8 protein-coding genes are annotated in these 12,059 nt (G+C 58.9%); 3 read left to right on the forward strand and 5 right to left on the reverse strand.

Annotated elements, in window-relative coordinates; genetic code table 11:
- Positions 1-138 precede the first annotated feature (138 nt).
- Positions 139-300 carry a hypothetical protein gene (locus KVG95_RS12440; protein WP_007906621.1) on the reverse strand — a complete coding sequence of 54 codons (162 nt, stop codon included), beginning with the start codon at positions 298-300 and terminating at the stop codon, positions 139-141.
- Between the two features lie 104 nt (positions 301-404).
- Complete coding sequence (locus KVG95_RS12445; RefSeq protein WP_052966937.1) at positions 405-746, reverse strand: hypothetical protein; 342 nt, start codon at positions 744-746, stop codon at positions 405-407.
- A 230-nt stretch (positions 747-976) separates the two neighbouring features.
- Here KVG95_RS12445 and rapA point away from each other — a divergent pair, with 230 nt between their 5' ends.
- Positions 977-3,823, forward strand: a complete 2,847-nt coding sequence (rapA, locus tag KVG95_RS12450) for an RNA polymerase-associated protein RapA (RefSeq protein WP_052966938.1) — start codon at positions 977-979, stop codon at positions 3,821-3,823.
- A 177-nt stretch (positions 3,824-4,000) separates the two neighbouring features.
- Here the strand turns inward: rapA and KVG95_RS12455 are convergent, their stop codons facing one another.
- The gene (locus KVG95_RS12455) at positions 4,001-5,350 is read right to left on the reverse strand and encodes a spinster family MFS transporter (RefSeq protein WP_217856666.1); all 1,350 of its coding nucleotides are present in this window, start codon (positions 5,348-5,350) and stop codon (positions 4,001-4,003) included.
- Between the two features lie 287 nt (positions 5,351-5,637).
- Between KVG95_RS12455 and KVG95_RS12460 the strand changes: the two genes are divergently transcribed.
- Entirely contained in the window at positions 5,638-7,920 is a 2,283-nt protein-coding gene (locus KVG95_RS12460) for a putative bifunctional diguanylate cyclase/phosphodiesterase (protein ID WP_217856802.1), read from the forward strand.
- On the opposite strand, the gene KVG95_RS12465 is transcribed toward KVG95_RS12460, so the two are convergent.
- Complete coding sequence (locus tag KVG95_RS12465) at positions 7,811-8,707, reverse strand: NAD(P)-dependent oxidoreductase (RefSeq protein ID WP_217856667.1); 897 nt, start codon at positions 8,705-8,707, stop codon at positions 7,811-7,813. The two genes, KVG95_RS12460 and KVG95_RS12465, sit on opposite strands and share 110 nt — an antisense overlap.
- A 197-nt stretch (positions 8,708-8,904) precedes the next feature.
- Between KVG95_RS12465 and KVG95_RS12470 the strand changes: the two genes are divergently transcribed.
- Positions 8,905-11,100: a hypothetical protein gene (locus KVG95_RS12470; protein ID WP_217856668.1), complete on the forward strand. Its 2,196-nt coding sequence runs from the start codon at positions 8,905-8,907 to the stop codon at positions 11,098-11,100.
- A gap of 312 nt (positions 11,101-11,412) precedes the next feature.
- On the opposite strand, the gene KVG95_RS12475 is transcribed toward KVG95_RS12470, so the two are convergent.
- Positions 11,413-11,718, reverse strand: a complete 306-nt coding sequence (locus KVG95_RS12475) for a DUF2288 domain-containing protein (RefSeq protein WP_007906642.1) — start codon at positions 11,716-11,718, stop codon at positions 11,413-11,415.
- Positions 11,719-12,059 lie beyond the last annotated feature (341 nt).

A 12,059-nucleotide genomic window follows, 5' to 3' on the forward strand; every position in this document is an offset into this window, starting at 1 on the left:
CCTCCTGCACTTGCCCTGTTGCGATGGGGCTAAGTTAACCAATCGGGCAGGAGAGAAAATTGACCGGGATCAATGCCGCCCGAGACAGGGCGTAAAGGAGGGGAAATAACTGACCTGCATCAACCGATGCAGGGTGTTTCAACGTTTTTTCGGTTTGTTCTTCGGCTTTTTCTTCGCTTTGCCCAACGGCATCGCCTGCTCGAACGCCTGGCGCACTTCGTTCAGGCGCTTTTCATTAAGGTCATGAACCCGCTTGGCGCGTTCAGTATTGAGGTCGATCAGCTTGTCATCTTGGCTCATGGCGTTCAGTGCATCGCTTGGAAATGAATTCAACTGCCGGTAGACGCGACAGGATTACGCCAATAATGCGGTCTGGCGCGGACGCTGACCAGTGATCCGGCACTTCAGATCTCGATATCGACCCACAACCCCTGACGTGGCTGATCCTCCATCAACGGCACCACTGGTACGGTGTTGTCGGCATTGAGCTCATTACCGGGGATCGCCAGGTGTTCTTCAGGATCTTCATCGGCCTCACGACGGCGCCGCTCTCGTTCCTGCTGCCGACGCTGTTCCTCGCGCAGTTGCAGGCCAGCCTCTTCCGGGTCGCGCTTTTGCAGGTCGATAGTGCTTTCGTTGGAGCTTTCCTGCACCGGCACCACGGGCGGAATATCCGGGCGCTGGCGGATCGGATCCTGCTGTGACGTGATCGGTACGGCGCTCAAGGGGAGCATCGGTGGCAGCATATTATTAGTCTCCTGTCAGCAGGCTGTCGGCTGCGGGAATCGCGACTTGAGCCATCGGTCGCAAACTTGTGATCCACCTGGCATCGTAGGATGCTGGTGCAGCCTGCGATCTTTTGATCTTCATCTCCCGAAAAGTTCGCATTCCTCCATCAGCGCACGCATGTAATCCTTTGGCCTGAAGGCTCATTCCGTTAAGATAGCCCGCTTTTTCAAGGTGGGAGTCAGGCAGCATGGCGCAGCAGTATCAACCGGGGCAACGCTGGATCAGTGACAGCGAAGCCGAGCTGGGTTTGGGCACCGTTCTGGCACAGGACGGCCGCTTGTTGACCGTGCTCTATCCGGCCACTGGCGACACTCGCCAGTACGCGCTACGGAATGCGCCCCTCACCCGCGTGCGGTTTTCGCCGGGTGACAGCATCACTCACTTCGAAGGCTGGAAACTGACCGTACAAGAAGTCGACGATGTCGACGGCCTGCTGGTCTACCACGGCCTCAACGCGCAGAACGAAGTGGTCACCCTGCCGGAAACCCAACTGTCGAACTTCATTCAGTTCCGTCTGGCCAGCGACCGTCTGTTCGCCGGCCAGATCGACCCGCTGGCCTGGTTCTCCCTGCGTTATCACACCCTGGAACACACCAGCCGCCAGTTGCAGTCCTCCCTTTGGGGCCTGGGTGGCGTGCGTGCGCAACCGATCGCGCACCAGTTGCACATTGCCCGTGAAGTCGCTGACCGCATCGCGCCGCGGGTTCTGCTGGCAGACGAAGTGGGCCTGGGCAAGACCATCGAAGCCGGCCTGGTGATCCATCGCCAACTGCTCTCGGGCCGCGCCAACCGCGTGTTGATCCTGGTGCCGGAAAACCTCCAGCACCAATGGCTGGTGGAGATGCGCCGCCGCTTCAACCTGCAAGTCGCGCTGTTCGACGAAGAACGCTTCATCGAAAGCGATGCCGCCAACCCGTTTGAAGACACCCAGCTCGCATTGGTTGCGCTGGAATGGCTGGTGGACGACGAGAAGGCCCAGGACGCACTGTTCGCGGCCGGCTGGGATTTGCTGGTGGTCGACGAAGCGCACCACCTGGTGTGGCACGAAGACCAGGTCAGCCCTCAGTACTCACTGGTGGAACAACTGGCCGAAGTCATCCCCGGCGTCTTGCTGCTGACCGCGACCCCGGAACAACTGGGTCAGGACAGCCATTTCGCCCGTCTGCGCCTGCTCGACCCGAACCGTTTCCATGACCTGCACGCCTTCCGCGCCGAGAGCGAAAACTATCGCCCGGTGGCCGAAGCCGTTCAGGAGCTGCTCGATAAGGGACGCCTGTCGCCTGAAGCGCACAAGACCATTCACGGCTTCCTCGGCAACGAAGGCGAAGCGCTGCTGAGCGCCGTCAACGATGGCGATATCGAAGCCAGCGCCCGTCTGGTCCGCGAACTGCTGGACCGTCACGGCACCGGCCGCGTGCTGTTTCGTAATACCCGCGCCGCCGTGCAGGGTTTCCCGGAGCGCAAACTGCACCCGTACCCGCTGCCGTGCCCGGCCGAATACCTCGAACTGCCACTGGGCGATCACGCCGAGTTGTACCCGGAAGTCAGCTTCCAGGCCCAGCCGGACGCCAATGAAGAAGAGCGCTGGTGGAAATTTGACCCGCGTGTCGAGTGGCTGATCGACACCCTGAAAATGCTCAAGCGCACCAAAGTGCTGGTGATCTGCGCCCACGCCGAAACCGCCATGGACCTGGAAGACGCCCTGCGCGTACGTTCCGGCATTCCGGCCACGGTCTTCCACGAAGGCATGAACATCCTCGAGCGTGACCGCGCCGCCGCCTACTTCGCCGACGAAGAATTTGGTGCTCAAGTGCTGATCTGCTCGGAAATCGGCAGTGAAGGTCGCAACTTCCAGTTCTCGCACCATCTGGTGCTGTTCGATCTGCCGTCGCACCCGGACCTGCTGGAGCAGCGTATCGGTCGTCTCGACCGGATCGGTCAGAAGCACATCATCGAACTGCACGTGCCGTACTTGGAAACCAGCCCGCAAGAGCGGCTGTACCAGTGGTATCACGAAGCGCTGAACGCGTTCCTCAATACCTGCCCGACCGGCAACGCCTTGCAGCATCAGTTCGGCCCGCGCCTGCTGCCGCTGCTGGAAAACGCCGATGACGGCGAGTGGCAAGCGCTGATCGACGAAGCCCGCGCCGAACGTGAGCGTCTGGAAGCCGAACTGCACACCGGTCGCGACCGCTTGCTGGAGCTCAACTCCGGTGGTGCTGGCGAAGGCGATGCGCTGGTCGAGGACATCCTCGAACAAGACGATCAGTTCGCCCTGCCGATCTACATGGAAACCCTGTTCGACGCCTTCGGCATCGACAGCGAAGACCATTCGGAAAACGCGCTGATCCTCAAGCCAAGCGAAAAAATGCTCGACGCCAGCTTCCCGCTGGGCGACGACGAAGGCGTGACCATCACCTACGACCGCAACCAGGCGTTGTCTCGCGAAGACATGCAATTCATCACCTGGGAACACCCGATGGTTCAAGGCGGCATGGACTTGGTCCTGTCCGGCTCGATGGGCAACACTGCCGTGGCGCTGATCAAGAACAAGGCGCTGAAACCAGGCACCGTGTTGCTGGAACTGCTCTACGTCAGCGAAGTGGTTGCTCCGCGCTCGCTGCAACTGGGCCGTTACCTGCCGCCGGCCGCCCTGCGCTGCCTGCTCGATGCCAACGGCAATGACCTGTCGACGCGAGTGTCGTTCGAAACCCTGAACGATCAACTGGAAAGCGTGCCCCGCGCCAGCGCCAACAAGTTCATCCAGGCCCAGCGCGACCAGCTGACGCCACGGATCAACGCCGGCGAAGAGAAAATCACCCCGCGTCACGCCGAGCGCGTCGCCGAGGCGCAACGTCGCCTGGCGGCGGATACCGACGAAGAACTGGCGCGCCTGACCGCGCTGCAAGCGGTCAACCCGACCGTGCGCGACAGCGAACTGGTTGCCCTGCGCAAGCAACGTGAGCAAGGCCTGGCCATGCTCGACAAAGCTGCGCTGCGACTGGAAGCGATTCGGGTGTTGGTGGCGGGTTAAACCCTGCCCTGCCCCGCAAAAAAAGAAGGCCCGCAGTGATGCGGGCTTTTTTTTGTCTGCTTGATTGTTGTGGTGTTGCTGATGGCCCCTTCGCGAGCAAGCCCGCTCCCACATTCGACCGTATTTCTCCTGAAAGGACTCGGTCAAATGTGGGAGCGGGCTTGCTCGCGAAGGCGATCATGCAGTCGCCGCAGAACCCACAGGCTCAACCACGGCCACCAACCCTTCCTTCATCCGCTTGGCATCCCTGACAAAACACCGCGAGGCCAAAAACAGAAACACCATGGTAAAGAACAGCGCCACCGGAATCAGATACATCGCGTCATGCAAACCGACAGCCTTAAACGCTTCAGTCATCTGCTCGGCGCCGGCCGAGAGCATCGCGGTGTGCGCAAAGTGATCCGACAAACCGCCGACCACCACCGGTCCCAATCCCCCACCCAGCAAATACAACCCGGCAAAGAACAGCGCCATCGCCGTGGCCCGCAGGCGCGGTTCGACCACGTCCTGGATCGCCGTGTACACGCAGGTATAGAAGTTGTAGGCGAATAACCAACCCAAGCTGAACACCGTGACAAATACCCCGATCTCAATGCGTCCGGCGTGCAGCGCCCAGGCGGTGCACACGGTCGAAATGATCAGGCTGAACGCCGCGAACAGCAGCCGCCCATTGGCCACGCGCTGGTGAATCTTGTCGGCAATCCAGCCGCCGAGCGTCAGGCCGAACAGCCCGGTCACCCCGACGATCACCCCGGTCGCCACCGCCGCGTCCTGCAATGGCATCAAGAAATAACGCTGCAGCATCGGTACCAGAAACGAGTTGCAGGCATAGGTCGCGAAGTTGAAGCAGAGCCCCGCCATTACCAGCCACAGGAAAGTCGGCACCGCCAGCACTCGACGGATTGGCCGGTCCACGCGTTCCTGAGACACTTGCACGCTTTCCGCCGCGCCGCGTTTCGGCTCCTTAATGAAGAACATGAACACCGCCAGGATCAGCCCCGGCACCGCCGCGATAAAGAACGGCGCGCGCCAGCTGTCGAACGCCTTGACCATCCAGCCGATGGTGAAGAACGCCAGCAGCAGGCCCAACGGCAAACCAAGCATGAAAATGCCCATGGCCCGAGCCCGACGATGAGCCGGGAACAAATCGCCTATCAGCGAGTTGGCGGCCGGTGCATAACTGGCTTCACCGATGCCGATGCCCATGCGCACGATCAGGAAACTCCAGAAACTGCCCACCAGCCCGTTGACTGCGGTCAGCCCGCTCCACGCCGCCAGACCCCAACCCATCAACTTGCTGCGCGAACCGGTATCGGCCAATCGCCCCAGGGGCAGGCCGGCAATGGCGTAAACGATGGTGAATGCGGTGCCGATGATCCCCAGTTGAAAGTCGCTGAGGTGCCACTCCATGCGGATCGGCTCGATGATGATGGCCGGGATGGTGCGATCGAAGAAGTTGAACAGGTTGGCCAGGAACAGCAGGAACAGAATGCGCCAGGCATTCGCCGCTTGGGTCGAGTTCTGCATGGGTCCGTCTCTTTATTGTTATTGGGGCTTCATTGCCAACGCATTCGAGCCCGGAACCGTCAATCTAGTCAGGCCCGCCAGCGATGTCTGTAATTATTCGTAATCCTGATACCCCTCCATGGCCACCCATGCGGGCCATGCAACAATTTATTTCCAATCGTTCTAAAAGCCATTCCAAAAACGTTGGCATTAATATGCCACCACCCCTTGCGCTCCATGCAAGGCCTCTATACTGCAAGCATTCGCCAGTGTACATGGCGCAGGATGATTCAGAGATGGGGCATGCTATGGAGTGGCTTGGTTTGCATTTCATGACCGGGCTACCGGAGGGCGGGCAGGTCATACTCGATTGCACCCATAACCCTTTTCTGGTGTTGCTGGCCTATCTGGTGGCTTGCGTGGCCGGCTTCGCCACGCTGGACATGACCGAGCGGGTCGGCCATGTGGAAAAATCCGCCTCCCAACGACTCTGGCGTTGGGTCGGTGCCGGGTGCCTGGCGGGTGGTATCTGGGCCATGCACTTCATCAGCATGCTGGCGTTCCAGGCGCCGATCGAAATTCATTACCACTTGCCCACTACCCTGCTCTCGCTGTTATTCGCCCTGACCGCCTCATGGCTGGCCATGCACACCCTCAGCCATCCTCAGTTGAATTTCTGGCAATACCTGCGGGCCGCGGTATGGATCGGCCTGGGCATCGCAACCATGCATTACGTGGGGATGGCCGCCCTGCGCTCGAATGCGATGGCCTACTACCAACCCGTGCTGTTCGTGCTTTCCATTGTGATCGCCATCGGTGCCAGCCTGGCCGCCCTGTTGATTTCCAGTCATCTGCGCGATGGCGCCGGCGTGTTTCATCAATTGCTCAAATACACCGCCAGCCTGGTGCTCGGCGCCGGCATCGTGAGCATGCATTTCACCAGCATGGCGGCGTTCAGCCTGGTGCTGCCCGCTGGCAGCCTTGAGCCCCTGCCCAGCGACAACAATCACCTGCAATTGGGGCTGACGGTAGCGGTCATGACGCTGCTGATCATCGGCAGCGGCATCAGCGCTGCATGGGCGGACAAGAAACTGCAACACAAAGAGCATGACCTGCAGCGGGTCAACGCCCTGCTCAGTCAACTGGATCAGGCACGCATGTCGCTGCAACAGGTGGCGCATTACGACCCCTTGACCAACCTGATTAACCGACGAGGCTTCAACCAGATTTTCGCCGAGAAACTCATCGAGAAAACCAACGAAGGCGGCATGCTGGCGGTGATGTTCCTCGACATCGACCACTTCAAGCGGATCAATGACAGCCTCGGCCATGACGCCGGCGACGAATTGCTCAAAGTCCTGGCCGGCCACATCAAGGCCTCGGTGCGCAGTCACGAAGACGTGGTGGCGCGCTTTGGAGGCGACGAATTCTGCATCCTCATCACTCTGTACGACCTTGAAGAAGCGCGGCAAATGGCTCAACGCATCATGCTGAAAATGAAGGAGCCCATCGAGTTGTCCGGACGGCGTATGGTCATGACCACCAGCATCGGCATCAGCCTGTTTCCGGAAGACGGCAAGACCTGTGAAGAATTGCTGAAAAACGCCGACCTGGCGCTGTATCAGTCCAAGGACTGCGGTCGTAACGCCCTGCACTTTTTCAGTTCAAACCTGAAAACCCGCGCCACCCTGGAGTTACAACTCGAAGAGGAGCTGCGTCACGCCCTGCGCGAAAACATCGGGTTGATGCTGTATTACCAGCCGATCTATGACCTGAGAATCGGCCAGGTCACCAAACTTGAAGCGCTGATTCGCTGGCAGCACCCGGTTCACGGATTGCTCACGCCAGATCGGTTCATCGCCATTGCCGAAGCCAATGGCCTGATCGCCGATCTGGACAACTGGGTGCTGCGCAAGGCCTGCGAAGACTTGGGCGAGCTGTCCCGGCACGATTGCGAAGAACTTCGAATTGCGGTGAATTGCTCGCCCCTGAACCTGGCGCGAGAAGAATTGGCCGATGAAATCGAACACGCCTTGCACGCCTTCGGGGTGGCGCCACACCGACTGGAACTGGAAGTGACCGAAAATGCGCTGATGGGCAATATCAGCAACACCCTGGTGTTGCTGCGGCAGATTCGCGCCCTCGGGGTCTCGTTGTCGATCGATGACTTCGGCACCGGCTATTCATCCCTGGCCTACCTCAGGCGCCTGCCATTAAATACGTTGAAGATCGACCGCTCGTTCATTCAGGACATCCCCAAGGCCACCCAGGACATGGAGATCGTCCAGGCCATTATCGTCATGGCCCATACCCTGCATTTGCAGGTCGTCACCGAAGGCGTCGAAACCTTCGAGCAATTCGATTTTCTTGAACGCCATGGCTGCGATTTCGTTCAGGGCTACCTGCTCAGCCGTCCGGTGCCGCTGGCCGAGTTGCGTCCGGTGCTGGCCGAAATCAACCAGCGCAAACACACGCACACCATCAATCCTTTGAGTCTGGCTCGCGGTATAACTGCACTAGCGTCGACGGATCCTTTTCCAGAAACCCCTGCCCCCCATGGAGGCGCATCAGTTGTGCGGCCAATCCGCTGATCGGTGTGGCCGAGCCTTGTTCGCGGGAGAATTTCACGGCGGTGTCCAAATCCTTGAGCAGCGTGCGCACGTGCCATTTCACGGGTTCGAAACGGCTTTCGGCCATTTGCGGCGCAAGAATCTGCAACGGTTTTGAATCGGCGAAACCACCGGCCAGCGCCTCGGCGATCAGGCGGGCGTCGACCCCGGAACGCTCGGCCAGAGCCACTACTTCGGCAATGACCAAGGCATTGCAGGCAACGATCATCTGATTGCAGGCCTTGGTCACCTGCCCCGCACCGACGGCGCCCATGTGAGTCACGCGCTGGCCAAGGGTCAACAACACCGGCCGCACGCGCGCAAGGTCCGCCGCTTCGCCACCGACCATGATCGCCAGGCTGCCGGCTTCGGCTCCGACCACCCCACCGGACACCGGCGCATCCAGCCAACTCATACCGGTTTTACTCGCTAATGCGCTCGCCATTTCCCGCGTCGCGGTGGGTTCCAGGCTGGAAAAATCCACCAGCAACTGTCCGCTTTTCGCACCCTTGGCAACGCCCGCCGCGCCAAACACCACCTCACGTACAACAGCCGTGTCAGCCAGACATAGCATCACCAGGTCCGCGTGCTGACACAGTTCAGCCGGTGTCGCCACTTGCCGCGCGCCGGCCTCGACCAGCGCTGCGCACTTGGCCGGGTTGCGGTTCCACACCGTCAGCGGATAACCCGCCGCCAACAGGCGTCGGCACATCGGCATGCCCATCAGACCGATTCCGGCAAACCCCAGCGCAGGTAACGTTGCCATCATTTAGCCTCCTTTTGATTAAAGATCATCGAATATTGGCCGATTCATCATGATTAAGGAAAGGATTCCCCCGAGCGACTCTCAGGCCCAGGCCCTGACGCTTGGGCCACATTCGCGCTGCGAAAAGACGCGAGATCCCATTCCGTGATGACTCGATGACACTTGTCGCCGAGTCAACCAGTCCAGGTATATGGCGCACAATGACTTCTAAAAACAATCCGGCCACCGCGGTATCCGACCTGACCCTGAGCCCCGCGGCGAACAGCCCTTCATCGTCGAAGCCATTGACCCCGTCGCGTCCGCTGGCGACTCAGCAATACTTGTACTTCACCGAAACCAATACCGACCGCATCCTCGACAACCTCGACGGCCTGCGCGATATGGTGTTCCCGCGCCCGCCCCACCTGGAAGGCGACAACGAACAGCACAGCGATCAGGAATTCCCGTCGGTGTGCCTGATCGGCCTCGGCCGTTGTGGTTCGAACATCGCGCTGGACGTGGCGGAGTTGGTGTACAACGCCCGCAAGTTCTACCTCAACGAATTCAACAACGAAGACCGTCTGTCGCCGGATAAACGCTACGCCGAAAAGGGCTACAGCCCGGCGCAATGGATTCGCAATAACCTGCGCCTGGGGCCGAACAAGGCCAGCAAACCGGTGTTCCTGGTCGAACCGCTGGTGATGCTCGGCGACTTGGACAAAGACATCGCCGGTCGCATCCGCTTCTCGCGCAAGGGCGAAAAAAGCGGCTTTTTGCGCGACTACAGCAAAATGAAAATCATGGACTTGTCGGAAGTCCACGCCGGTGGCGCCGGTAACGCGCCGATCCTCGGCCAGTACCTGGCCAAGATCATCCTGAACAAGGACACCCAGCGGTTTTCCAGTCCTGACTGGAAGATGATTCACTCGTACCTGATCGACAGCTGCGGGATCAAGGCCAACCAGTCGCGCCTGTATTTCTCGATCTTCAGTGCCGGCGGCGGTACCGGTTCGGGCATGGCCTCGGAGTTCGGCCTGGCCCAGCAGCACTCGTACATGAACAAGACGTTCGACACCAAGCCGATGGACGAGCACGACAGCAAGAGCGGTCATTCCTTCGTCTTCGAGCCGATCTTCACCAGCGGTATTTGCGTACTGCCGAACATTTCCGATCACCGCAGCGAAATGTCCGAGGCGCTGCACATCAACGCCGGTCGCCTGCTGTGTAAATACCTGTCGGAAGAGTGGGACTTCTCCTACAACTTCGCCAACGAAGACAGCAGCGAAGCCAGCGTCATGGGCCGTATCCGTCCATGGAACGCGATGATGCTGATCTCCAACGACATCATGCGTTATGCCGAAGAAAGCGATGACGGCAACATCCAGAACATTGATGTCAATGCCATGGAAAAGCACGCCAACCAGTACATCTCACAGCAGATCTTCAACATTCTGACGGCGCAGGCGGTCACCACCGACTACGACCAGAACTATTTCCGTCGCGCCGGCATCGACATTGGCGAAACCATTCGCCTGGACGCCAATGACCTGTTCATGAGCCTGGCCGGCCCAGTGGCGATTGCCTATGCCGAGTCCGTGGTGCCGGAAACCCCGCCGCCAAGCAGCGACAAGTTCAAGGTGTTCGAGAAAGAGCCGCAGCGCCTGAACATCGACGACCTGTTCTTCCGTTCCATCGACCTGCCGCACTTCAACAAGGTCACCCAGGCGATCGAAGGCATCAGCCTGTTGCCGATCGAGTCCAAGCGCTATCGCGCCTCGCTTGAGCAGTACAAGAATTCGGGCTATGACGCGGCCGCGTTGCACGACCTGCACTTCTTCAAGAATTGCTCGTCGGTGGTGTCGATTGTTTCGCTGCCCAAGGACTACAAGTTGTCCTACATGGACCTGAACCGGTTGAAAACTCACCTCAACAGCCTGTTCCCCAACACCACGCTCAAGCGTTATGCGCTGGTGATCGGCGCGTCGGCCAACTTGTCGCTGACCACTTTGATCGCCAAGAGCCCGTGCCTGTCGGACGACTTTCTGACGCTGATCGTGGCCTTCATCAAGCGCTGCTTTGCGAAAAACCCGTACCGCTTCGACGAGACGCTGGACAACTCGATCCTGGACTTCATCATCAATGAAGACTTCGACGAAGACCGCATCGACGAACTGCTCAACGAATTCGAAAACCCGGCGAAGATCCTCGACACCAATTGGTACGCGATCAAACCGATGTATGAGAAGAAGTACCGCGAGCTAATCAACGACAAGGACAAGTTTGTCTCGATCAATGACATTCGTTTGTCCCGGGATTGCGTGAAGAAGGCGATCAAGTATCTGCGCGAGATTTACCGTCACCGGATTGGCAAGACCAAGGTTATTTCGCTTAATAATCATACGGGCAAGACCGCTTAGTTAGCGGCGCGCCCATTCGCGAGCAAGCCCGCTCCCACATTTAACCGGGTTCCTCCAGAAGGAATGCGATCAAATAATGTGGGAGCGGGCTTGCTCGCGAAAGCGGTCTGACATTCGCCGCATCAGCCGCCGATTTACCAACATCCAGAAACAATTAAGCAGCCCATCGGCTGCTCAATAAACTGTTCCCGTTACGTTTACGTCACCCTCGCCAAGACCCTTCTGTGGCCTTTCTCCACGGCAACATGCCATCACGCTACTCGGCTACACACTTTTAACCGGCAAAGCCGCGCACCAATTAAGTGCAAGCACTCAGCTCGTCGCCCTTTCCTGGATCAGAATCCATGGCGAAACCACCACGGCCCAAAGCTCGGGATCACGTTCAAAAAGATCCAGCGCCCGCGTTTCAGACAGCTTGGCGACCTTGTCGGCGGCCAGCCAGGCAGCGACTTTCTCGCCTTCATCGGTTGCCACTGCTTCTGCCGCAGCGATCAAATCCAGGCCTGGGTCGACCCACAATAGGGCACCCCTGGCGAAGAACGGCTCCAACTCTTTCCAGGTAATAGATGCGGTCTCACCAAGCAGTTTGGCATAGAGGGTGCTAGGTTCTTGAGTCATGGGTTTCTGTCCGCAAAGAAAATCGACGTGAATAATAACGTCGGTATTGCGCCAGAAAAACCCGGATGCAATTGCGTTACCGATTGAAAAACGCAGGAAAGCCAAGGAATGCTGCTGAATTCAAGTATTAGCCAGCTAACATCCCGCCGCGATTCTGTCTTTTTCTTTCAATAAAGCGACACCCTCAGGTTTTGCCCCCTGGCGCCAGCTTCCCAGGCTAACAATCGGCGCTCTACACTGTACCGGTACAGTTGCCGGGGGCATTTTCCGGAGGATATCAACGATATCTGACCCGGTTCTGCTGCTACGGCGCCAGGACTATAAAAACTACAACAGTAAGA

The organism is Pseudomonas farris (assembly GCF_019145235.1).
GTDB classification, from domain to species: domain Bacteria; phylum Pseudomonadota; class Gammaproteobacteria; order Pseudomonadales; family Pseudomonadaceae; genus Aquipseudomonas; species Aquipseudomonas farris.

Coding starts and splice junctions, on each gene's coding strand:
- KVG95_RS12455 (WP_217856666.1), bottom strand. CDS start 5,350: ATGCAGAACTCGACCCAAGCGGCGAATGCCTGGCGCATTCTGTTCCTG.
- KVG95_RS12470 (WP_217856668.1), top strand. CDS start 8,905: ATGACTTCTAAAAACAATCCGGCCACCGCGGTATCCGACCTGACCCTG.
- rapA (WP_052966938.1), top strand. CDS start 977: ATGGCGCAGCAGTATCAACCGGGGCAACGCTGGATCAGTGACAGCGAA.
- KVG95_RS12475 (WP_007906642.1), bottom strand. CDS start 11,718: ATGACTCAAGAACCTAGCACCCTCTATGCCAAACTGCTTGGTGAGACC.
- KVG95_RS12440 (WP_007906621.1), bottom strand. CDS start 300: ATGAGCCAAGATGACAAGCTGATCGACCTCAATACTGAACGCGCCAAG.
- KVG95_RS12465 (WP_217856667.1), bottom strand. CDS start 8,707: ATGATGGCAACGTTACCTGCGCTGGGGTTTGCCGGAATCGGTCTGATG.
- KVG95_RS12445 (WP_052966937.1), bottom strand. CDS start 746: ATGCTGCCACCGATGCTCCCCTTGAGCGCCGTACCGATCACGTCACAG.
- KVG95_RS12460 (WP_217856802.1), top strand. CDS start 5,638: ATGGAGTGGCTTGGTTTGCATTTCATGACCGGGCTACCGGAGGGCGGG.